Below are 22,519 nucleotides of genomic sequence, written 5' to 3'. Positions count from 1 at the left end.
CCTGACTGGGCTCTGCCCTGAGCCTGGTAGCCCGACTGCGTTTGCGCGTGATGCGGTCCCAGGTGACGGTGGATGGATCAAACGGTTCCACGGAGGCGATGGATGCCTTCACCGCGCGTGTCTTCGACAGTCCGCTGAGGAGCCTCTACGACGGCCGAAGTCTCGGTCGTAGCGGCGTTCCCGGTCACGGACCACGCGAACCGCGTAGAGGCAGAGGAGACCCAAGATGGCAACGCATGTCAGCAAAGCGCTTCTGGTACGCCTCGAGGCACTGCCCGGCAGGGAGGACGACGTCCGCGACTTCTTGAACCAAGGGCTGTCGATCGTCGAGGGGGAGCCCAAGACCGTCAGGTGGTTCGGGATTCAGTTCGGACCCTCGTCGTTCGGAATCTTCGATGCCTTTCCCGACGACGACGGGCGCCAGGCGCATCTGTCGGGTGCGGTCGCGAAAGCGCTCGGTGAGAACACGGGCAAGCTCTTCGAGGAGCCCACGATCGAGCAGCTCGACGTCGTCGTGGAGAAGCAGCCCGCGTAGAGCAGGTCCTGCCCGCGGGGCGGCGGGGATCAGCCAGTGGCCGTAAGCCAGCCCTAAACCCGGCGGCGGTGCGCGGACCCAACTGGTAGGCACGCACGGCGGCCGTGTACCCGCCGGACTCGAACCCGGCATGCCTCAGCGCATGCCGGGTTTTCTGCGCAAAACCGGCCATGCGCAACGATTCATCCCCTTTGATATGCCTTGCGAGGGTGGGGCAGTGGAAGTGGTGAGGCCTTTTTTCGTGCGGCACTTCGTCCACGGTGATGTGCACACCAGACCGTGGGGACGGGCCAGGCCGACGTCAAGGCGTACAACCGGCAGTCGTCCCAGCAACCTTCGGCCACCGAGAGGACGGCTGGTCCAGGTCCTCCTCCACCTCGACGGCAGCTGAGCGGCGACCAGCACGGGCCCGAACCGGCCGCCCGCCGACCACCGGAAGGAATGACGCACCATGACCAACGAACTGCACGGCAGGAAGGTCGCAATCCTGGCCACGGACGGCGTTGAGCGCGTCGAGCTCGAAGAGCCTCTCGGCGCACTGCTGGGCGCTGGAGCGCAGGCTGAACTCCTGTCCCTCCACACCGGCGAGATCAACGCACGCCAGATGGACATCGACCCGGCCGGAACCTTTTCCGTGGACAAGAAGGTCGCCGACGCCCGTGTGGGGGACTACGACGCGCTCCTGCTGCCCGGCGGCACCATGAACCCCGACCAGCTGCGCACCGACCCCGACGCCGTCGCCTTCGTAGGGGAGTTCGTGGAGACCGGGAAGCCCGTTGCCACCATCTGCCACGGACCCTGGACCCTGGCGGAGGCTGACGTGCTGCACGGTCGCCGCCTCACCTCTTGGCCCAGCATTCGGACTGACCTGCGCAACGCCGGCGCCGAGGTGGTCGACGAAGAGGTCGTGATCGACCGCCAGCTGATTTCGAGCCGCGGCCCGCAGGACCTCCCCGCCTTCTGCAAGGCGATCGTCGAACGCTTCGCCAGCGCACCCCAGCCCGCCTGATCGGAAGGAGTCGCAAGCCACCGAATTGACATCCGGCAGTCCCACGGACAGGCCCCGTGGATCGGCAGAGGAGATCGTCATGGCAAGCAGCAACCGCGCCGTCACCTTCCAGAACCCGAAAGACATGCGCGTTGAGTCCCTGGACTTCCCGAAGCTCCAGATGCCGAACGGGAAGAAGGCTCCGCACGGAGTCATCCTCAGGATCGTCGCCACCAACATCTGCGGGAGCGACCTGCACATATACCGCGGGTCCTTCCCGGTCCCCCAGGGCATGGTGATGGGGCATGAGATGACCGGTGAGGTCGTCGAAATCGGCCCCGACGTCGAGTTCCTCAGTGAGGGCGACCTCGTCTCCGTCCCGTTCAACGTCGCCTGCGGCCGATGCCGCAACTGCAGGGCGCGCCGGACCGACGTCTGCGAGACCACGAACCCCGAGGTGTCCTGCGGAGCGTACGGCTTCAACCTGGGCGACTGGGCCGGCGGACAAGCCGAGTACCTGTTCGTCCCGTACGCCGACTTCCAGCTCCTGCGCTTCCCGGACCGGGACCAGGCCATGGCGAAGATCCGTGACCTGGCGCTGCTCTCGGACATCCTGCCCACCGCCTTCCACGGTCTCATGGAGGCCGGTGCCAAGCCGGGCTCGACCGTGTACCTCGCCGGCGCCGGCCCGGTCGGCCGCTGCGGCGCGGCGGCGGCGCGCCTCCTCGGGGCGTCCTGCATCATCGTCGGCGACTACCACAAGGACCGCCTGGAGCTGGTGAAGAAGAACGGCTGCGAGACGATCGACCTGAGCCAGGACGCAGCGCTCACCGACCAGATCGAGGCCATCCTGGGCGAACCCATGGTCGACTGCGCAGTCGACTACGTCGGCACCGAGGCACACGGCATCGGCCGCGAGGCCGAGGACATGGACCCGGCCTACGCCCTCAACCAGGTGATCGACGCCACTCGCGCCGGCGGAGCCACCGGAGTCATCGGCGTCTACGGCGCCGACCCGCTCGCCAAGTCGAAGGCCGAGCAAGAGGGAACGTACCCGATCGACTTCGGCAAGGCCTGGATCAAGTCGCCGCGGATCGCCGCCGGGCAGGCACCGATCATGCACTACAACCGCGAGCTGATGATGGCGATCCTGTGGGACCGCATGCCCTACCTGAGCGCGATGCTCAACACGAAGGTGATCAGCCTCGACGACGCCCCCGACGCCTACGCGACCTTCGACACGGGAGTGGCCGAGAAGTTCATCATCGATCCCCACGGCCTCATTCCCGCCTGAGGCCCGCGACCCAACCCGTACGCGCGGCTCCGTGATTCTGGGACTCGCGTACGGGTTTCCCGTCCCTTGACGCCCAGGATGCCTGAAAGCCGCAGGCTTCGCCTGCGGCTTCTGCAATCAGTGCAAGTCGGGCCGGGGGTGGGCGGTTCTTCTTATCACCACACGGGGGGAGCACCCGTCACACGCCTGCCGCAGGGCCGCTCACCGACTGCCCCTCACCGGCCGACGCCCCTCCGGGCCCGCGGCACGGACCAGGTTGCCCGTCTGCTCGCGGTGCTCGTGCACCAGGTGGATCGACATCGCACCCTCACCGGCCGCCGCCGCCACCCGCTTGACCGAACCGCTTCTGACGTCGCCGGCGGCGAAGACGCCGGGAAGGGTGGTCTCCAATGGCAACGGACCACGGCCGAGAACAGCCCACCGGGCCGGGTCGGCCAACGGCTGGGCGTCGGCGCCGGTGAGGACGAAGCCCTTCTCGTCCAGGGCCAGCACATCCCTGAGCCAGTCCGTGCGCGGCCGGGCTCCGATGAACACGAACAGCGCCGCGGCTTGCAGTTCTCGCCGTCGGCCGCTCGTGTTGTCCTCCACCAGCAGAGCTTCCAGCTTTTCCGACCCGAAGACGCGTCGGACCTCGGTGTGCAGCAGTACCTCGATCTTCGGGTGCCGTTCCACTTGGTCGACGAGGTAGCGCGACATGTCCGCGTTGAGGTCGTCGCCCCGGACGAGGAGCTGGACCCTGGACGCGTGGTTCGCGAGGAACAGCGCCGCCTGTCCGGCGGAGTTCCCGCCGCCGACCACCGCGACCGGATCGGCCCGGCAGAGGCCGGCCTCGTGGACGGTCGCCGCGTAGTAGACGCTGATGCCCTCCAGACGGTCGATGCCGGGCACCTCGAGTCTGCGGTACCAGACGCCCGAAGCGAGCACCACGGCGTTCGCACGAGCCCTCGACCCGTCGGCGAAGGTGACGACGTACTCGTCGTTCTGAGGAGTGAGCCCGGTGACCTTGGCGGGCACCATGAGGCGGGCGTCGAACTTGCGGGCCTGGAGCACCGCGCGTTCGATGAGTTCGCCCCCGGAGATGCCCGACGGGAAGCCGAGGTAGTTCTCGATGCGGGACGAGGTACCGGCCTGGCCACCGGTGGCCACAGCATCGACGACGGCGGTGGTGAGGCCGTCGGAGGCGCCGTACACGGCGGCGGCGAGTCCCGCGGGACCTGCACCGACCACCATCACGTCGTACCGCCCTGTCTCCGGCGAGGGGGCGGGCAGCCCGATGATCCGGGCGAGTTCTGCGTTGCTCGGGTTGCGCAGCACCTGGTCGCCCTTCCAGAGGACCACCGGAGTCTCCTCGGGTCGGATCGCGAACCGACGCAGCAGCGCCTCCGCTTCCCTGTCCTTCTCCAGATCCACCCAGCGGTGGGGCAGCCTGTTGCGGGCGGCGAACTCACGCAGCCGCAACGTGTCCGGTGAATAGCACGATCCCAGGATCCGGAAGCCTGCGCCGAGGCCGATGAGCAGATGTCTGCGGCCCAGGTATGCGCGGAGAATCAGGTCACCGAGGACGGGATCGCGGCCGACCAGGGCGCGTTGCCGGTCCACCGGTACGGCGAGGATCTCGCCCGGCTCACGCACCACGGCGGTGTCGAAGGCCGCCTGGCCCTCCAGCAATCCGAGTTCGCCCAGGAAGCGGCCGGGTCCGTGGACCGCCACCGTGCGCTCCTCGGGTCCGCCGTGGTCGTGGACGATCTCGACGGTCCCGCTGAGGATCGCGAGGAACTCCCGGAACGGCTCACCCTCGCGGTACAGCACCTCGTTCTCGGCCGTCCTGCGGCGCTCCCCGTGCGGGGTCAGGACCTGGAGCTGCTCCGGTGAGAGGCGCGGGAAAGCCCCGTACTGGTCCGGTGTCTCGCGGGGTCCACCCTGCCCGTGCTCGGCGCTGCTCATCAGACCATCGCCTCGTGGACGTAGCACCAGCGCCAATTCTCCCCGGGCTCGAAGGACTGCACGACGGGGTGACCGACGCCGGCCGCGTGGCGGCTGGCGTGCTTGAGGGGCGAGGAGTCGCAGCAGCCGACGTGCCCGCAGGTGAGGCAGAGCCGCAGGTGCACCCACGGGGAGTGGACCCTGAGGCACTCCTCGCATCCTTCCGGGGTACGCGGACTCACGGGACGCACCATCGCCAGGTGCGGGTCGGGGATCGTAACCATGAGGGGGTGCTCCTTCCTGGACAGGGGCCGCTTCGCAGCTGTGCGCGGCAGCGCGCCGAGCGTCTACGGCAGCACGGAGGCCAGTGACTTCGGCAGTCCGGACTTGAGGTGGTTCCACTCGCCTTCGCTCACGTGGCGTTCCAGAACCTCCAGCACGGTGTGCACGACTCGTTCGACGCCACCGTCGACCGCGTAGGGAAACTCGTCCCGCACGCGCTGGAGGAACTCCTCGCCGCTGAGTTTCACCGGTGTCTCGGACGGCTTCCAGCCGTCGTAGTAGACGCCTCGGATCAAAGTGGGCAGCTGTGCCCCGAAGTGCGCGGCCCCGTCGACGGAGAGGCGGTCCCGTAGCCGGTGCAGGACGGCGCGCAGTGCGGCGTACGACTGCTTACGGCGCTCTTTGGGCCAGCCGTTGGCTTCCTCGATCTCCCTGAGGAGCCGGTTCGCCTTGTCCACCATGGTGTCGAAAGAGGAAAATCCTGTCTCGGTCATGACCGGGCTCCCTTCGCTCCCGGCGGGCCGGCGGTGCCGGACCGCGGTCCCGCACCGCCGGGCTCCCGGGTCAGCGATCGCCGCTCTCGCCGCTCTCGCCGCTCTCGGTGATCTGGATGTGACGGGGCTTGGCGACCTCCGCCTTGGGGACGGTGACCGTGAGTACACCGGCCGACATCTCCGCTGTGACCTTTTCGGTGTCCACCTCGCCCGGCAGCCGCAGCCGGTACTCGAAGGCACCGGTTCGGCGGGCGCGGCGGCGCAGGACGCCGCTGCGCTCCTTTTCCTTGATCTCTCCGGTGACCACCAGTTCCTGTCCGTTGGCCTCGACGTGGATGTCCTTGCTCTTGACGCCAGGAAGTTCGATCTCGACCTCGAAGGCGTCATCGGTCTCCGTGACGTCCGCGAGGGGGGTCCAGGCGGCTGCGGGCGCGGCCGCCCCGCCCACCGTCGATTCGAGCAGTCCGCTCATCTGGTTGAGCAGTTCGTCGAATTCCGTCAGTGGATTACGGGCCCACCCGAGAGGCCGCTCTGCTGTCGCGCCACCGCGGTGGCTGCGGACGGGCATGTTCATCACCGATCACCTCTGCTTTCTCGTCGGTCCGGCCGGCCTGCCATGGCCTGTTCGACCCAATCCCGGAGGACGTGCGCGGGTGCCGCGCCGGCCTGTCGGGCGACCGTCTCGCCCCGGTCCAGGACAAGCAGTGTGGGCACCGCCTGCACCTCGAACCGTTGGCTGAGCAGTGGGTTCTTGTCGACGTCGACCTTGACGAGCTTGATCCGTCCGGCAAGGTCGCGAGCCACTTGTTCGAGGGCGGGGCTGACCATGCGGCAGGGGCCGCACCAGGTCGCCCAGAGATCGACGACGACGGGCACCGTGGCCTGCTCGACGACCTCGCGGAAGTCGCCGTCGCCCGCGTCGACGATCCAGGGCAGGTACTGCTTGCAGTGACCGCACCTGGGGCGTCCCTCGGCGGTCACGGGAATCCGGTTCTCGCGCTCGCAGTGCGGGCAGGTCACCGTCGTAGTCCGGCTGGTGTTCACGCGGCCCTCGCTTCCCGGGCGGCGGCCTCCCGCTGGTCGTAGGTGACCACCAGCTCTCCGTTCTCGGTGTCCACGCGGACCGTCGCGCCGTCCTGGACGTCGCCGCGCAGAAGGGCGCGCCCGACCAGTGTCTCCACCTCGTGGGAGATGTAACGTCGCAGCGGGCGCGCCCCGTACACCGGGTCGTAGCCCTGATGGGCGATCGCCTCACGGGCCTGATCGGTGAGTTCGACCTCGATGCGGCGCTCGGCGAGCCGCTGTCGCAGTTCGTCGAACTGCAGCTCCACGATCCGCTCGATCTGGTGCTCGCCGAGCGGCTTGAACAGCACGATGTCGTCCACGCGGTTGAGGAACTCCGGGCGGAAGTGCCCGCGCAGTTCGCCCATGACCAGGGCGCGGGCGTCCGGCTTGATCTCACCCTCGGCGGTGACGCCGTCCAGGAGGTGCTCGGAGCCGATGTTGGACGTCATGATGATCACGGTGTTGCGGAAGTCGACGGTACGGCCCTGGGCGTCGGTGATGCGGCCGTCGTCGAGGACCTGCAGCAGCGTGTTGAAGACATCGGTGTGCGCCTTCTCGATCTCGTCGAACAGCACAACGGAGTACGGCTTGCGGCGTACGGCCTCGGTGAGCTGGCCGCCCTCCTCGTATCCGACGTATCCGGGCGGTGCGCCCATGAGCCGGCTGACGGTGTGCCGTTCCTGGTACTCGCTCATGTCGAGGCGGACCATGTTCTCCTCGGAGTCGAACAGGGCCCGGGCGAGGGTCTTGGCCAGCTCGGTCTTCCCCACGCCGGTGGGGCCGAGGAAGACGAACGACCCGATGGGGCGGCGCGGGTCGCGGATGCCGGAGCGGGCGCGGATGATGGCGTCGGCGACGAGCTTGACGGCCTCGTCCTGGCCGATGACGCGCTCGCGCAGGATCTCGTCGAGACGCAGCAGTTTCTCCCGTTCCCCCTCCTGGAGACGGGCGACGGGGATGCCGGTCCAGGCGGCGACGATCTCGGCGATCTCCTCCTCGGTGACGACCTCGCGCAGCAGCCGGTTCTCCCCTTGCTTGGAGGCCAGCTGCTCCTCCTCGGCGGCGAGCCGGCGCTCCAGGTCCTGGAGGCGTCCGTAGCGGAGTTCGGCGGCGCGGTTGAGGTCGTAGGCGCGTTCGGCCTCCTCCGCCTCGTGGCGGACCTGCTCCAGCTCCTGGCGCAGTTCCTGCACGCGGCGGATCGCCTGCCGTTCGGCCTCCCACTGGGCGTGTTTGGCGTCGGCCTCGCCGCGCAGGTCGGCCAGCTCCCTGCGCAGTTCCTCCAGGCGGGCTTCGCTGGCGGGGTCGGTCTCCTTGGACAGGGCCGCCTCCTCGATCTCCAGACGGGTGACCCGGCGGGTGATCTCGTCGAGTTCGGCGGGCATCGAGTCGATCTCGGTACGCAGCCGGGCGCATGCCTCGTCGACGAGGTCGATGGCCTTGTCGGGCAGGAACCGGTCGGTGATGTAGCGGTGGCTCAGGGTGGCCGCGGAGACCAGCGCGGTGTCCTGGATCTTGACGCCGTGGAAGACCTCCAGGCGTTCCCGCAGTCCACGCAGGATGGAGATGGTGTCCTCGACGCTGGGTTCGTCCACCAGGACCTGTTGGAAGCGGCGTTCGAGGGCGGCGTCCTTCTCGATGTGCCGACGGTACTCGTCGAGAGTGGTCGCGCCGATCATGTGCAGTTCGCCGCGGGCGAGCATCGGCTTGAGCATGTTGCCCGCGTCCATGGCCCCTTCGGCGGCGCCGGCGCCGACGACGGTGTGCAGTTCGTCGACGAAGAGCAGGATGTTTCCCTCGGCGGCCTTGACCTCGCTGAGCACGGCCTTCAGGCGTTCCTCGAACTCACCGCGGTACTTGGCGCCCGCGACCAGGGAGCCCATGTCGAGGGCGAAGACGATCTTGTCGCGGAGTCCTTCGGGTACGTCACCGCGGACGATGCGCTGGGCGAGGCCCTCGACGATGGCGGTCTTGCCGACGCCGGGGTCGCCGATCAGGACGGGGTTGTTCTTGGACTTGCGGCTGAGTATCTGGGTGACGCGGCGGATCTCGGAGTCCCGGCCGATGACCGGGTCGAGCCTGCCGTCCCTGGCCTCGGCCACGAGATCCCGGCCGTACTTCTCCAGGGCCTCGTAGGCCACTTCCGGGTTGGCGGAGGTGACGCGCTGGTTGCCGCGCACCTGGGAGAGCGCGCCCAGGAACGAGTCCGTCGTGATGCCGGCCCGGCCGAGCAGTCGTCCGGCGGCGGTCGAGGAGCCCTCCCCGGCCAGGGCGAGCAGGAGGTGTTCCACGGACACGTACTCGTCCTTGAGGCGCTTGGCCTCCTGTTCTGCGGTGTCGAGCAGGCCGGCGAGGCGCTGAGTGACGAAGACCTGGCCGGGCGCCGCGCCGGGACCGGTGACCCGCGGGCGGCGGGAGAGTTCGTCGCGCACGGCCTCGCGCAGTTCCTTCGGCTCGGCTCCCGCCTGCTGCAGCAACCGCGGGATCAGACCGTCCTCCTGGTCGAGAAGCGCGAGCAGCAGGTGTTCCCCGTCGACCTCGGTCTGTCCCATACGGGCGGCCGCGGTCTGGGCCTCCTGGAGGGCTTCCTGGGATTTCTGGGTGAGACGGTTCATGTCCATGGGGGTGTTTCACTCCTCGTGCCGCGGACGCGCAGGGCGGACTCGAGCAGACTGATGCGGTCGAGCAGGTCGAGCACCAGGCCGATGGCCGCGTAGTTGAGGCAGAGTCCGGCGCGCAGCCGCTGGATGCGGGCGAGTACCGCTGGGGCGGTGGGATCGAACACCAGCTGTCCCGCGGCGTCGCGTTCGGCGTCGACCAGTCCCAGGGCGACGAACCGGCGGACGAGATCGGGGTGGAGGCCCGAGCGGCGGGCCACGGCGTCCAAGGAGAGCCTCGGTGCGGGCACGAGTGCGAACCGGACGGCCGTGGAGGCGGTCACCTCGGCGGGCGTCCGGGCCGGGCGGTCGCCCAGCCCGGTCCGGACGGGGCCTGCCGCTCTCTCGGGTCGGTCTTTCATCGTGTCCTCCTGGGGTCGAAGGAAGAGGTGGCGGCGAGCTCCTCGAACAGTTCGCGCTCCCGGTCGCCGAGGGTGGACGGCACCATGACACGGACTTCGGCGTACAGGTCGCCGTCGGCACCGCGGGGATTGGGCATGCCCTCGCCGCGCAGTCGCAGCCGCCGGCCGCTGGACGAGCCCGCGGGCACCGTGACCTTGGCCGTGCCACCGCCAGGGGTGGGCACCGGCACGGACGCGCCCAGCGCCGCCTCCCAGGGGGCCACCGGGAGCTGCACGTGCACGTCGCGGCCTTCCAGCCGGAACCGGGGATGGGGCTGGAGACGCACCCTCAGGTACAGGTCGCCTCCCGGGGCGTCGCCGCTGCCCCGGCCGCCCTCGCCGGCCAGCCGGATGCGCTGCCCGTCGGTGACGCCCGGCGGCACGTCGACGTCGTACCGCCGCGGCTGCCCGCCGGGGCCGGCGAGCGTGACGGTGCGGCGGCCGCCCCTGTACGCCTCCTCGACGGTGAGCGGCAGCTCGGCCTCCTGGTCGGCTCCCGGTACGCCGCCGGGGGCCGCGCCCGCTCCGAAGAGCGAACCGAGCAGGTCCTCGATGTCGACACCCTCCCCCGCGAAGTCGTCGCCGAAGCCGGTGGCGTACCGGGCGCGGGGGCCACCCGTGCCCGCGGTCCTGCGAGCGCGGAACCCGCCGCCCGCTCCGGCCGCGACCCGTTCGTCGAAGTCCTCGGGGATCTTGCGGAAGTCCTCGCCGAAGCGGTCGTAACGGCCGCGCGTCTTCGGATCCGAGAGGACGCTGTACGCCTCGTTGAGGTCCTTGAAGCGTTCCTCCGCCCCCGGATCCTTGTTGACAATGCCGTTGCTTTTGGTGGTTACTGCCATCTTTGGTTCACGGTGATGACGGCTGGTGGGCGGCGGTGGCTGGCAGGTTCGTCGGGGGCCTTGCTGCTGAACGGGGTGATCGACGACTTCAGTTTGCGGGGGCAGTCGCGTGAGCGTCGTCGTGGCAGGAGAGACCAGCGGATCTCGGCGAGGCCGAGAAGGCGGTCATGATTTCGGGCTGAGGGGGGAAAAGCCGCACGGCGCGATCACCGAACGGCGGACAACATGCAGAGCCCGGGTAAACGATGTCCGCTCGGCGGAAGTCTGCGCGATCCGGGCCACCTCGTTGAGCAGGTCGCGGGTCGCGTGGTGGACGATCAGGTGAGCATAGATCTCCTGCCTGACCCCGTCCGGAGTCTGCGAGCGCAGGACCGGTCTGCCCCGCTGATGAGTCTTGATCTCATCGAAGATGATCTCGATCTCCCAGCGCCGGGCATACAGGGCGGCGAGTTCGGCGGCCGGATACTCCTCATGGTCCGTCAGGCTGGTGACAAGCCGGATTACGTCCGCCTGACCGTCCACGCGGTACTCAATCACCCTCACCAGGACTGGTGGAGCTTTGACGGTTCCGGCGGCCTTGGCGTGCTTGTTCGCCTGGATCAGGGCCAGGTAACTCCCGTCCGGCAGGACGTCCTGGACCCTGCGGGCTGCCCGGCGCTCGATCCTCCACAGCAGGTGGGCGCCCCGGTCGCGAAAGCGGTGCCAGCGGGCCAGGCCCCATAGTCCGCGGTCGGCCAAGACCAGCGTCCCGGCCCCGATATGGGCTTCCAGTTCGTCGGACACGATCCGCTCGGAGTCTTTCCAGCCGCCGATCACCGCGTCCAGTACCGCGTGCGACGAGCACTCCGTCACCGCGACCACCCGGGCCTGCGGATAGCCCATCGGATTGCGTTGCGAGCCGGACTTGCCGAAGGTTTCCCGGTTGTGGGCCGAGTCGGGGACGGCCAGCAGCATCCCGTCCAGGGCCAGGACCCGCAGCCCGTGGAAGAGTTCCGTGCTCCGGCCCAGCGGCCGGGCCACGGCCCGGAACAGCTCTCGCATCACCGGCCAGCCCAGCCGCTGCCTCGCCCGTGTCAGAGATGACTTGTTCACCCCGGCCCACGGCCGAAGCGTCGGCTCGCCGGCCTTCACCAACCGCAAGACCTCCAGGTAGTCGGCCTGCGGAAACAGGCACAGTGCCAGCACGAAGTACACCGTGAACCGGGCCGACAGCACACGCCGGCGTTTCTCCGCGCACCCGGCCTCGGCAACGACCCGGTCCACCAGCTCAGCAGGACACGACCGAGTCAGGATGCCCAACCCCAACCGCTCCAGACGCGACACCAACACGCATGGCTCAACACCACGCACACCCCAAAAGCAACGGCATTGTCCTTGTTGACGTCGGGGTGGTACCTGCGGGCGAGCTTGCGGTACGCCTGCTGGATCTCGTCCTGGCTCGCGGTCCGCGACACGCCCAGCACCTCGTAGAAGTCCCGTGCCATGACCCGTCACTCCCGCTTCGCGACCGTCACGGCGGCGGGCCTGAGCTGCGTCTCACCGTCGCCGTAGCCGGGGCGCAGCACCTCGACGACGGTGCCCGGTGGGGCGTCGGGGTCCTGGACGACGCCGACCACCTCGTGCCGGGCCGGGTCGAAGGCGACGCCGGTCTCCGCGTGTCGTGGGTAGCCCAGCAGTTCGAGGACGTTCACCGCCTGGTCGCGGACCGCCCGGATGCCCTCCACGATCGCGCCGGGGGCGGCACCGGCGTGGTTCAGGGCGAGTTCGAGGTTGTCGATGACGGGGAGGAAGGCGGCTGCGGTGCGGGACCGTTCCGCCGCCCGTTCCCGCTCCAGCTCCCTGGCATGACGCTTGCGGAGGTTGTCGAGGTCGGCGAGCGCGCGCCGCCAGCGGTCTTCGAGTTCCTGGACCGCGGTCGTGTACTCGTCGTCGGCGGGCTCGGGGTGGACGGCGTCGGGTTCCGATTCGTCGTGCGCTGCTTCCGGTCCAGGCGGTGGCGGGTCCGGTCGCGGCACATCCCCGTGAGGCGGACGTTGGGCTTCCGGCGCCGGCTCGGCCGGGTCCGACGCCGCGCGGTCGGGTTCGTTCGGGTGGATGGGCATGGCGTGCCTCAGTCCTTGTCGAACTCGGCGTCGATGACGTCGTCGTCACCGCCACCGGCAGCGCCACCGTCCGCGGTGTCCTGGCCGGGCCCGCCCGCGGCGGTGGAGCTCTGCTGGGCAGCCGTCAGCCCGGCGAGCACCTGCTGGAGTTCGGAGGTCAGCGGCCGTACGCGCTCCACGCCCGCCTCTTCCTTGACCGCCGCCCGAGCGTCGGACACGAGCATCTCGGCGCGTGCCTTCTCGTGCGCCGGGGCGGTGTCGCCCAGTTCGGCGAGGCGCTTCTCGACCTGGTAGGCGACGGCGTCCAGCTCGTTGCGGGCGTCGACGGCCTCGCGGAGTGCCTGGTCCTCGCCCTGGTTGCGCTCGGCTTCCTGGACCATCCGTTCGACCTCACTGCGGTCCAGGTTCGAACTCTCGCTGATGGTGATGCCCTGTTCCTTGCCGGTGTCCCGGTCGCGGGCCTTGACCTCGAGGATGCCGTTGGCGTCGATGTCGAAGGTGACCTCGATCTGCGGTTCGCCCCGCGGCGCCTGCCGGATGTCGGTGAGCTGGAACCGGCCCAGCACCCGGTTGTCGGCGGCCCGCTCGCGCTCGCCCTGGAGGACCACCACGTCGACGGCCGGCTGGTTGTCCTCGGCGGTGGAGAAGGTCTCGCTGCGGCGTACCGGGATGGTGGTGTTCCGTTCGATGATCTTCGTCATCACGCCGCCACGTGTCTCCACCCCGAGCGACAGGGGCGTGACGTCGAGCAGCAGGACGTCCTTGACCTCGCCCTTGAGCACCCCGGCCTGGATCGCGGCGCCCAGGGCCACGACCTCGTCGGGGTTGACGCTCATGTTGGGATCCTTGCCGCCGGTCAGCCGGCGCACGAGCGACTGGACGGCGGGGATACGGGTGGAACCGCCGACGAGGATGACCTCGTCGATGTCGCTCTCGCCGACCTTGGCATCGGCCATGGCCTGCTGGACGGGCCCCAGGCACCGCTCCACCAGGTCGCTGGTGATCTGCTCGAACGTGGAGCGCATCACCGAGTCGGTGAGGTGCTTGGGACCCGAGGCGTCGGCGGTGATGAACGGCAGGCTGACCTGCGTCTGCGTCACCGAACTCAGCTCGGTCTTGGCCTTCTCCGCCGCCTCGAAAAGCCGCTGCAGCGCCTGCGGGTCCTTGCGCAGATCGACGCCGTTCTCCTTCTGGAAGTCGTCCGCGAGGTGATCCACCAGACGCCGGTCGAAGTCGTCACCGCCCAGGTGGCTGTCGCCGGCGGTGGACCGTACCTCCACCACGCCGTCGCCGACGTCGAGGATGCTCACGTCGAAGGTGCCGCCGCCCAGGTCGAAGACCAGCACCGTCTCGTGCTGTTTCTTGTCCATGCCGTACGCGAGGGCGGCCGCCGTCGGCTCGTTGATGATCCGCAGCACCTCCAGTCCGGCGATCCGTCCGGCGTCCTTGGTGGCGGTGCGCTGCGCGTCGTTGAAGTAGGCCGGCACCGTGATGACCGCCTCGGTCACCCGCTCGCCCAGCTGCTTGGAAGCGTCGTCGGCGAGTTTGCGCAGCACCTGCGCGCTGATCTCCTCGGGCGCGTACAGCTTGTCGCCCACCTTGAAGCGGGCCGCCCCGCCGTCGCCCTCGACGACGTCGTACGCCACCGCTCTGGCCTCGTCCGAGATCTCGTCGAAGTGCCGGCCGATGAACCTCTTGGCCGAGTAGATGGTGCCTTTGGGGTTGAGAATCGCCTGGCGACGGGCCAGCTGGCCCACCAGGCGCTCACCGCTGTCCGTGAAGGCCACCACGGATGGTGTGGTGCGGTTGCCCTCGTTGTTGGGTACGACGGACGGCTCGCCGCCCTCCCACACGGCGATCACCGAGTTGGTGGTGCCCAGATCGATGCCCACTGCCTTGGCCATGAGGATCTCCTCCTGCTGTGGCGGCCTGCGCCGACTCTCCGGATCGCGTGGGTTCACTTACGACCGGAACCTCCTGGCCTGCAGGGCGGGCTTCTCGGGCATCGCCCAGCTCTTGCCGCCGGTGTGGGCGGAGGTTCCCGGACACACCCCAGGGTGGTGAGAGGAGAAGGAGCACGCCTGCTCCTGGCGAGTCGAGATTGCCCGCGGCCGTTCGCACCGTCGGCACAAGACGGTGCAAGTCGTGTATCTCGAATGAGTCGGCTTGTGGACGGGTACCCGTCAGCTCGTCCACCGACGGCTCGGGCGGATGGAGCATCCCATGGCCGGCAGCCGGGTGCAGGATCCGTACGCCAGCGGCTCCGACGGGGAGAACGATGTCCCACGGGGCGGAGCCGGGCTGGCCTCCGCGGCCGCCCCGTCGGCGGGCCGGCCACCATCGGCCGGTCAGTTCGACCGTGCCCTCAACGACCTGGCGGCGCTCTCCTACGCTCTGCTCGACACCCTGGACGAAGCTGAGATCCTCGGGCTGGCCATGGCCCACGTGGAGGCCGTAGGGGCCTACAGAGCCGAGGCCGGATTCGTCGAAAGGGGTGGTGATCTGTTTCCGGCTCCGGCCAACGGACGGAATCACGCCTCGGCGGTGGACCAGAGAGTGCGGGAGCTGGCCGGCCAGGACGGGCCGGTGACCGTACCCGACAGGCCCTGGGGCCGCGCCCTCGGGCTGCACGGGCTGGAGCGACTCCACGGTTACCTTGTGGTGACGTCCGATTCCGAGCCCACCGAGGCAGAACGATTCCTGCTGGCCACGCTCGTCCGGCACACCGCCGCCGCTCTCTCGCTCGCTTTTGCACACCGCCGCCTGCGTGACCAGGCGGTGGAGCTCCACCGGGTGAGGGAGGAACGCACCGCCCTTCAGCGACAGCTCATCTCGGTCGTGGCCGAGCAGCGGTACCAGCGGGCCGTTCACACGCTCATCACCGACGTCGCCGCCGCGGGCGGCGGAGAGGAAGCCGTCACGCGGGCACTCCACGGTCTCACCGGACTCCCCGCGCTGGTCGAGGACCGTTTCGGCCGGTTGAGGTCCTGGAGCGGCCCCAGCCGGCCCGACCCCTATCCGGAACCGGACCCCGTGCGTCAGGACGAGATGCTGCACGCCGTGGCACGGGAGGCCGGGCCGGTACGGATAGAGGACCGGCTGGTCACCCTGGTCCGCCCGCACGGCGAGATCCTGGGTGTGCTCGCCCTGATCGATGCCGGAGGCGAGGCGGACGAGCACACCGTGCTGGCGCTGGAACATGCCGCCACGTCACTCGCCCTTGAGCTGGCGCACCTGCGCAACCTTGCCGAAGTCGAGCTGGGACTGCGCCGCGAGCTGGCCGACGACCTCCTGGCCGGGACGGACACGGTGAGCGCCTACGCCCGGTCCGAGGCCATCGGTCACGACCTGCACCGCAGCCACTACATCGTCGTGGTGCAGTGGTCGAACCGCACGGCGGATGACTCCTTCGCGGAGACCGTGGGCCGGGTGGCCACAGCCCAGGGCATGCGCTCGCTGCTGACCCGGCGCTCCGATCACGTGGTCCTGGTCACCGACGCCAGGCCGCGCGCCCAGGCGCTGTACGACGCGCTCGCCGTGGAGACGGGGACACATTCAGGGGTCATCGGGGTGAGCGCCCCGTGCGACTCCCCGAACGGCATTCCCCGGGGTTATCAGGAGGCGCAGCGTGCCCTGGAGGTGCGCCGTCACTCCCGTGAGGGCCACGGCACGACGTTCTTCGACGAGCTCGGCCTCTACCGCATCCTCGGCCCCGGCAACGACTACCAGCAGTTGGAGGCATTCGTCCACGAGTGGATCGGGCAGCTCATCGAGTACGACTCCCGGCACCACGCGACCATGGTGGACACCCTGACCCGGTACTTCGACTGCGGCGGCAACTACGACGAGACCGCCGCGTCCCTCGCGATCCACCGAAGCACGCTGCGCTATCGGCTGCAGCGAATCCGTGACATCAGCGGCAACGACCTCGCGAACGTCGAGGACCGGCTCAACCTCCAGGTGGCGACCCGCGTATGGAAGATCGTGCTGGGCGGATCCGGCTGACTCGGGAGACGCCGCGCTCCTCGACGCCGAAACCCTCACCCACCCCCGCGGGCGGGCGTCGATCCGTCACCCTCCGAAGCCAGAGCCGCCCGCACCCGTTGCTCCTCGCGAGCAGAGCCGACGTCCCGCTCCAAGGGTGTGCGGCTCACGGCTGTCGCGAGGTTGTCCAGGGCCTTCTTCTGCAGTTCCGCACCGCGTCGCAGGACCGGGCTGCGGTCCCCGGCGGCACCCTCCCAGGTGTCGAGCACCTCCGCCACGCGCCCCCAGTCCGGGTTCCTGTGCTCGCGCATGTCTTCTGCCGCCTGGGCGGTATTCGCTTCCAGAGCCTCGGCGAACCTCTCCACCTCGGGGGCAGGACGACTGTCGGCCCCCAGGAGGTGGCTCTCCATGAGCATCGTCGCTCGGTCGAACCCCTTGAGCGCCTCCTGCGCCTCCTCCGCCTCGCGGGACGTCAGGCCCCTGGGACGGACGGGTTCTTGCCTCGCCTGGTCATAGGCTTCCTGCCAGGCGGCACGTGCCTCCCGGCTCGCCAGCAGGGCCCCGCGCATGTCGGCGCGATGCTCCCGGGTCGGTTCGGCGTAGCCGCGGAGCACCGCCGCCGCGTAGCGGCCGTTTGCGGCGAACCAGTCCGCAAGCCGACTCGTGAGCCGGGGAGTCTCCCACGCGGGGAACACCACGTACGCCAGCATTGCCAGGGCCCCGCCCAGCAAGGTGAGCACCACCCGCTCCGGGACCGTCTGCTCCCACGCGTGGCCCCCCATGCCGAGCAGGAAGACGACGTACGCGGCGGTGAAGCACTGGGAATACGCGTAGCCGGTACGGAGCAGCGTGTACGACAGGGCTGCCGACACCACCGCGAGCGCGCCGAACACCTGGGCGTCCGGGCCAAGGGCCCGCACCATCCCGGTGGCGAGGGCCACGCCCGCCAGGGTCCCTGCGAGGCGGCCCACCGCACGCGCGTACGTCCGGTGGAAGTCCGGCCGCATGACCATGACCGAGGCGATGGGCGCCCAATACCCGTGGCCCACGGGCAGCGGGGAAGCGATGAGATAACCGAGCGGGGCCACCGCCGCCAGGCGGACGGCGTGCCGGAACACGGGTGAGTCGCGGCGCAGCTCACGGCGGACCGCCCGGACGACAACAGGGAGCAGCCGGAACAAGGTCGGGCGCACCAGGAACTGAGCGCTCGCGGGGCGGGACGACGCAGGCGCCTTCTCGTGCGCGCCAACGCCCCCGGCGACCTCCAACGTCTCGGCGAGCAGCTTCACGAGCTCTTCGGCGGCCTGCCGGGCATGGCCCTCCAGCACCTCGCCCTGCCCGGCCTGCCGGGCAGGGCCCTCCCGTATCTCACCCTGCCCGTTGAGGCTCAGCACGTCCGCGCTGCGGGGCGGAACCTCGGTGGAAGTGCCGCGGCGGATCGAACGCGCGGCCGCGTCTAGCACGTCGGCGGCCGCATTGAGCAGCTCCCGTACGCGGTCCCGCCCGGGCCCCTCCGCCGGGGCGCCGACGTCCGGGTCGGCGAGCGCGGCGACGACCGGCACGATGCGCTCGGCGAGGCCCCGGGGGCCGTGGAGGACGGGAGGCCGGGTGCGGGCCTGCGACGGCGTCACGGCGGCCGCGTCCCGGGCCGTCATCAGGGGCTCCGGGTCGAACGGGGCAGCCGGGTCGTCTTGCAGCCGACGGGCGTAGTCGGCCACGGCGGCCAGCGCGTCGGCGAGCGCGTCGCGATGCGCCCCCCACCGCCGGATCGGGAACAGCAGGATCAGCACGGCCTGCGCCACGCCTCCGAGCGCGATGACGCCGGCGTGTTCCAGGGCCAGCCCGACGCTCGTGGGCAGAGTGACGGTCACCAGCATGCTGCCGACCGTCGTCGCCGCGACGATCCCAGCGGTCGATCCGAGGGCCCACGCCATCCCTGCGGCAAAGGCCCATACGGCCAGCAGCGGGAGGAAAGTCGCGAGCCGCCCCGCCGCCAGGTAGCCCACGAAGGTACTCAGCGCCAGGCCCGCCCCCGCGCCGAGCGCGATCACCTTGCGCGGACGCCAGGTGCGCTGGAAGGTGGCCGTACCCGCGGAGAAGGCCCCGAGGGCGGCGGACGCGGCGAACGCGGGCGAGACCAGCCACAGCGCGGGTCCGACGACCAGCGCCACCCCCGCAGCCGTGCGCAGCGCGAGCAGAGGCTCCAGCCGGGTCTCCTCGATCGTGAGCCCGGATCGCACGACCTCCCCGAAGGTCCGAAGCCACCTCACGGCGTGAGCCCGGCCGGAACGCCCTGCCGGGGCTCGACGGCTTGGTCGAGGTGGACCACCCGGGTGGGCGAGACTGCCGCAGGGCCCAAGAACGACCACCGGTCGGCGACGTATGTCCGACTCGGACCCCGGCTAGTCATCGTGGGCGCCCTGGAGCCTGTGGCGACGTTCCTGTTCGCGCTTGGAGTAGGCGGCTGCCCGGATGGCCTCGTCGCTCTCCAAGCCCGATCCCAGCGCGCCCCCCACGGTGGCGACCGACGCGACGAACCAGGACAGCGTCAGGTACTCCGTGGCGTGCAGCGGGGATCGCGTCATGGAAGCGAACACCTGGTCGTTGAGGATGAACAGGGCCCACACCAAGTTGATGACCATCAGACCCACGTAGCAGACCAGGGCCCCGATACCCACGGTCACGACCGTCGAGGCGTTGTAGAGCCTGGCCCTCTGCCTCGCCTCCGGTGAGCCTTCTGTCGATCGATGCCACAGTTCTCCGTCCACGATCAGCCAGCCGATCATGAGCCCGACGGACCCGACCATGGCGATCACGAGGCGCGGCGCGCTCAGGGCCTCGGCAAGGCTCCAGGTGGTGGAGTCGAGGGTGGCGATGGCCCCGGTGGCGAGTGCGGCGGCCAGGGCTTTCGACAAGCCCGTCACCAACCGCCACGGCCGGTTGGCGCGGACCATACCGACGAGTACCCGCAGGTAACCACGCGGGCCGCTGACGACGTACCGGAGATCGTCGGCTTCCGTCTCACCGATCGGGCCCGGATGAACAGGCTCGAGACGATCGTCTGGAGGCGGGGACGGCTGACCTCGCGGAAGTCCTTCGACCGCCGTGGTCTGGGGACCCGCCAGGCCGAGCACGGCTTCTTCGACGGCCCGCCGGGCCCTCGAATGCAGCCGCAGGCCCCCCAGCGAAGGAAGAGAGAGCAGCGCCAAGCCGTGCTCGTGATTCAGATCCACGGCGAGCCTGCGACCGTGGGCGTGCAGCGGAAGGTCGGTGAGGGCCACGACGATGTCCCAGTCCTCCGTACTCCCGCGGTCCATGATCCGGCGCATCAAGGTGGGCGGGTCCTCCGTCCCCGAGGTGAACGGCTCACTGACCACCTCTACGACGAAACGCCGCCCCTGGCCCGCCTTGTCGGCGAGCCGAGTGGAAAGTGTCCGGGCCATGCGCTGCGCGATCTCCGTCGGCGTGTACGGATCCGCCAGGAGAGCCACGACCGTAACGCCGTGAGACGACACCCGCATGACAGGAACCTCCTCGTCGGCCGCCCCGCGACCCCAAGTTCCCGCAGACGCGTCCGGGGTAACGCCGACGCCGCCTGCTCCTGCCGGCCGTACCGCCGGCCTGCGCAGGCGACAGCGCTGGGCCCCGCCCGGTGTCGTAACGGCTGGTGGGCGGGATGAACCGCGTCAGCCGGCCCCGGCTGCTGCCCACCCGGCTCTCCCGCCCCGCACATCCGTCCGACAACCCCGGCGATCGGGAGGCATGGACCTGGCAGGGCGAGACAACGAGCCTGATTCGGCCCGGCATGCGCATGCGTTCACGCGCTCCCGTCGGCCAGGCTGGCTGGACAGCCCACGGGCCGGGAATCAGCCGTCCCCCGCAGCCGGAGGTTGCGCCATGACAGTGATGTCCATCGCCAGATTCGAGAGGTTCTTTCGCGCGGCCGCAGGGCTGAACGTCGACAAGAACGATCTCAAGCGCTACAGCGACTTCGTCGACGCCAAGCTCTACGATCTGCTGACCGTCGCCCAGGCCACGGCCAAGGCCAACGGGCGCGACATCATCCGTACCTGTGACCTGCCGATCACGAAGGGCTTGCAGGAGAGCATTCACCGCTTCCGGAAGATCGATCAGGAGGTGGAGATCAAACCGATCCTGGAGCAGCTCGCCACCCATCCCGCTCTGGACCGCACGCCCGATGAGGAGACCGAGGCGGCCTATCCCGACATCGTGGGCGGCCTCAGCCTCGCCCTTGGCCAGAGCTTCAAGATCCTCCACCCCGACCTGAAGAACCCCCAGACCCAGCACTGGGACGAGGCCCGAGCCGTCTTCGACCTCCTGCTGTGAGTGGGGACCGGAACAGGCGGCGCGGGCCACGGCCGGGACTGCCCGTGGTCCTTGACCGGTACCGCCGAGGCGACGGCCTGGCGGAGCACGTTGTCCGGCTGGCGCCGTGTTGCCGTACGTGAACTCCGCCCAGGCCGGGCCTCGCCGGCCAGGGAGCGATGGGGCCGACCGCTACCGCGGGGAGTAAGCGCTGGCGGTGCTTGCCTCGGGCTGTTGCCGCCGTATCTAGGGCAGGGCCCGCCCAGCCAGGGGAAACCCCAGCTCAGGGCCACACGCGCAGTACGGCCCGTGTGCCGCCTCGTGCGGCCGATATGAGACGTCCTGCCACTTGTGCAGCGATTGGGGGCGGGAGGGCGCGGACCTGGGATTTCGCACAAGAATGTGCGTTGACCTGGGAAAACTCCTCTCGGTAGTTCTCACGGGTCAACGCCGTTTCCCAGGCTCATGTGCCCTGGATGTGCCCTCCCGGCCTCTCACCAGAGGGCGCCTTGCTCGGCTGTCGGACGGGTAGTGGGCGGCGTCGTCGCCAGGCTCACTCGCGTCTTGGCGTTGATGGCACGAGGTTCCGTCGTCACGGCGCCCGCCTCACGCAGCTGCCGGACGGTCTCGATCACCTGGGCGGGCCGGTAGACGGTTTCCAAGAGGGCGTATCGCTTGAGCTCTGGGATAGTTCGCCCGTCGGGCGTTTCAGAGATGAAGTCGTGCAGGATCCGTCGCAGCGGAGCCGTGTCCGGCTCGAAGACGAGATCAAGCATCTGCTGTTGAGTGTCTCTGGGGTCGCGGTAGCGGACGCCATAGGAAGGGTCCACCTTCCACATCGCGTCCTTCATCTTCTCCAGCCCCAGCTCGTGCTGGGTGCCGAAGATCAGGTAGAGCATCCTGCCGCCCTCATCGACCATCTCGAAGTACAGCGTGTGCGTGAAGCCGGCCTGGCGCAGCGTGTTCCGGTACTGCTCGCGCAGGAACGTGAACTTGCCCGAGGGGGACTGCTGGAAGACCCCTTGCCACTCCGGGCTCCCGAATGCTTCGTCGCCGAGCTGGCGGTGACCGTCGTGCTTCTCGGCGAACCGGGTGAGGAAGCTGGGCTCGAAGGTCACCATCACTTCGGTGCTGGGATGACGCCCCAGCTCTTGGAGCAGCGAGAAGGGGATGTCGGGCCCGCCGAAGCTGTCCAGCAGGACGAAGAGGGGCTTCCCCAACGCTCCAATGCCGCGCAGCTTCTCCAGGAGGGCCGGGTGGAAATCTCCGTGATGTACGTCGACCGCTAATCGTTTGGTGATGTCGTCCGTTTGCCGGGAGCGGACGAACTCCATCTGGCGCTGTAACTCTTTGACGCGCCGGGCGTCCTCCTCCATGAGGATCACGCGCATACGTTTCGGGAACCTGTGCAGAGCGTCGGCGAAGACTTCGTAGGCGATGACCGGGGAGCCTGGCTCGCCCTCTTTGTAGATGCCGGCACCCGCGAAGCCTTCGGCATAAGTGATCACGTCGAGTCGTGACAGCAGAATCGGCGCCCATGCGGCCAAGTACTGCTTGAGTAAGTCATGTTTGGCCGCCGTGTGCGGATCGCGTTCCCACACGGCATCCTTCGGTACGGCCACCTTCGGTCCC

19 protein-coding genes and 1 pseudogene are annotated in these 22,519 nt (G+C 69.4%); 5 read left to right on the top strand and 15 right to left on the bottom strand.

Annotation, left to right across the window (positions count from 1 at the left end; all coding sequences use genetic code 11):
• The first annotated feature begins 226 nt into the window (after positions 1 to 226).
• The 3 genes from AC0VYN_RS32765 to AC0VYN_RS32755 all read left to right on the top strand — a co-directional run bounded on the left by AC0VYN_RS32765 (position 227) and on the right by AC0VYN_RS32755 (position 2,817).
• Positions 227 to 535 (top strand): putative quinol monooxygenase, encoded by a 309-nt coding sequence (locus AC0VYN_RS32765; RefSeq protein WP_114527925.1) that lies wholly within the window; start codon positions 227 to 229, stop codon positions 533 to 535.
• 451 nt (positions 536 to 986) lie between these two features.
• Positions 987 to 1,544 carry a type 1 glutamine amidotransferase domain-containing protein gene (locus tag AC0VYN_RS32760; protein ID WP_393790066.1) on the top strand — a complete coding sequence of 186 codons (558 nt, stop codon included), beginning with the start codon at positions 987 to 989 and terminating at the stop codon, positions 1,542 to 1,544.
• A 79-nt stretch (positions 1,545 to 1,623) separates the two neighbouring features.
• Positions 1,624 to 2,817, top strand: a complete 1,194-nt coding sequence (locus tag AC0VYN_RS32755) for an alcohol dehydrogenase catalytic domain-containing protein (protein WP_392132713.1) — start codon at positions 1,624 to 1,626, stop codon at positions 2,815 to 2,817.
• A gap of 201 nt (positions 2,818 to 3,018) precedes the next feature.
• On the opposite strand, the gene AC0VYN_RS32750 is transcribed toward AC0VYN_RS32755, so the two are convergent.
• From AC0VYN_RS32750 to dnaK, 12 genes and pseudogenes are all read right to left on the bottom strand, one after another.
• Positions 3,019 to 4,761 (bottom strand): FAD-dependent oxidoreductase, encoded by a 1,743-nt coding sequence (locus AC0VYN_RS32750; protein WP_475533888.1) that lies wholly within the window; start codon positions 4,759 to 4,761, stop codon positions 3,019 to 3,021.
• Positions 4,761 to 5,024, bottom strand: a complete 264-nt coding sequence (locus AC0VYN_RS32745; RefSeq protein ID WP_087808817.1) for a UBP-type zinc finger domain-containing protein — start codon at positions 5,022 to 5,024, stop codon at positions 4,761 to 4,763. The genes AC0VYN_RS32750 and AC0VYN_RS32745 overlap by 1 nt, the downstream gene beginning before the upstream one ends.
• A 63-nt stretch (positions 5,025 to 5,087) precedes the next feature.
• Complete coding sequence (locus AC0VYN_RS32740) at positions 5,088 to 5,516, bottom strand: DUF2267 domain-containing protein (protein ID WP_087808818.1); 429 nt, start codon at positions 5,514 to 5,516, stop codon at positions 5,088 to 5,090.
• Positions 5,517 to 5,586: 70 nt separating this feature from the next.
• On the bottom strand, positions 5,587 to 6,090 hold the full coding sequence (locus AC0VYN_RS32735) for an Hsp20/alpha crystallin family protein (protein WP_469184351.1): 504 nt from the start codon (positions 6,088 to 6,090) through the stop codon (positions 5,587 to 5,589).
• Entirely contained in the window at positions 6,090 to 6,560 is a 471-nt protein-coding gene (trxA, locus tag AC0VYN_RS32730) for a thioredoxin (RefSeq protein ID WP_133889037.1), read from the bottom strand. The genes AC0VYN_RS32735 and trxA overlap by 1 nt, the downstream gene beginning before the upstream one ends.
• Positions 6,557 to 9,199, bottom strand: coding sequence for an ATP-dependent chaperone ClpB (clpB, locus tag AC0VYN_RS32725; RefSeq protein ID WP_475533887.1), 2,643 nt, complete (start codon positions 9,197 to 9,199; stop codon positions 6,557 to 6,559). The genes trxA and clpB overlap by 4 nt, the downstream gene beginning before the upstream one ends.
• Positions 9,190 to 9,597 carry a chaperone modulator CbpM gene (locus AC0VYN_RS32720; protein ID WP_133889039.1) on the bottom strand — a complete coding sequence of 136 codons (408 nt, stop codon included), beginning with the start codon at positions 9,595 to 9,597 and terminating at the stop codon, positions 9,190 to 9,192. Before AC0VYN_RS32720 ends, clpB begins: the two co-directional genes overlap by 10 nt.
• Positions 9,594 to 10,475, bottom strand: coding sequence for a DnaJ C-terminal domain-containing protein (locus tag AC0VYN_RS32715; protein WP_475533886.1), 882 nt, complete (start codon positions 10,473 to 10,475; stop codon positions 9,594 to 9,596). The genes AC0VYN_RS32720 and AC0VYN_RS32715 overlap by 4 nt, the downstream gene beginning before the upstream one ends.
• Before the next feature lie 165 nt (positions 10,476 to 10,640).
• Positions 10,641 to 11,738 carry an IS4 family transposase gene (locus AC0VYN_RS32710; protein WP_475533885.1) on the bottom strand — a complete coding sequence of 366 codons (1,098 nt, stop codon included), beginning with the start codon at positions 11,736 to 11,738 and terminating at the stop codon, positions 10,641 to 10,643.
• Positions 11,739 to 11,845: 107 nt separating this feature from the next.
• A pseudogene (locus tag AC0VYN_RS32705) lies at positions 11,846 to 11,959 on the bottom strand (DnaJ domain-containing protein); the annotation flags it as partial.
• A gap of 6 nt (positions 11,960 to 11,965) precedes the next feature.
• The gene (locus tag AC0VYN_RS32700; protein WP_390093966.1) at positions 11,966 to 12,577 is read right to left on the bottom strand and encodes a nucleotide exchange factor GrpE; all 612 of its coding nucleotides are present in this window, start codon (positions 12,575 to 12,577) and stop codon (positions 11,966 to 11,968) included.
• Between the two features lie 8 nt (positions 12,578 to 12,585).
• A complete protein-coding gene (gene dnaK / locus AC0VYN_RS32695; protein ID WP_475533884.1) occupies positions 12,586 to 14,481 on the bottom strand; it encodes a molecular chaperone DnaK in 1,896 nt (631 codons plus the stop codon).
• Between the two features lie 319 nt (positions 14,482 to 14,800).
• On the opposite strand from dnaK, the gene AC0VYN_RS32690 reads away from it, so the two are divergent.
• Positions 14,801 to 16,582, top strand: coding sequence for a PucR family transcriptional regulator (locus AC0VYN_RS32690; protein ID WP_475533883.1), 1,782 nt, complete (start codon positions 14,801 to 14,803; stop codon positions 16,580 to 16,582).
• Positions 16,583 to 16,617: 35 nt separating this feature from the next.
• Here the strand turns inward: AC0VYN_RS32690 and AC0VYN_RS32685 are convergent, their stop codons facing one another.
• Both AC0VYN_RS32685 and AC0VYN_RS32680 read right to left on the bottom strand, forming a co-directional pair.
• Positions 16,618 to 18,831: an FUSC family protein gene (locus AC0VYN_RS32685; protein WP_475533882.1), complete on the bottom strand. Its 2,214-nt coding sequence runs from the start codon at positions 18,829 to 18,831 to the stop codon at positions 16,618 to 16,620.
• A 132-nt stretch (positions 18,832 to 18,963) separates the two neighbouring features.
• Positions 18,964 to 20,052 carry a hypothetical protein gene (locus AC0VYN_RS32680; protein ID WP_475533881.1) on the bottom strand — a complete coding sequence of 363 codons (1,089 nt, stop codon included), beginning with the start codon at positions 20,050 to 20,052 and terminating at the stop codon, positions 18,964 to 18,966.
• A 406-nt stretch (positions 20,053 to 20,458) separates the two neighbouring features.
• On the opposite strand from AC0VYN_RS32680, the gene AC0VYN_RS32675 reads away from it, so the two are divergent.
• Positions 20,459 to 20,908 (top strand): DUF1931 family protein, encoded by a 450-nt coding sequence (locus AC0VYN_RS32675; protein ID WP_087808829.1) that lies wholly within the window; start codon positions 20,459 to 20,461, stop codon positions 20,906 to 20,908.
• A 473-nt stretch (positions 20,909 to 21,381) separates the two neighbouring features.
• Here AC0VYN_RS32675 and AC0VYN_RS32670 read toward each other — a convergent pair whose 3' ends face one another.
• Positions 21,382 to 22,509 (bottom strand): three-Cys-motif partner protein TcmP, encoded by a 1,128-nt coding sequence (locus tag AC0VYN_RS32670; RefSeq protein WP_469184364.1) that lies wholly within the window; start codon positions 22,507 to 22,509, stop codon positions 21,382 to 21,384.
• Positions 22,510 to 22,519: the final 10 nt, after the last annotated feature.

It is taken from the genome of Streptomyces sp. 63XJN7_1_ISO-PGPR-S23-121 (assembly GCF_056173025.1).
The sequence above is the reverse complement of the archived record's forward strand: the minus strand, read 5'-3'. Positions and strand labels throughout refer to the sequence as shown.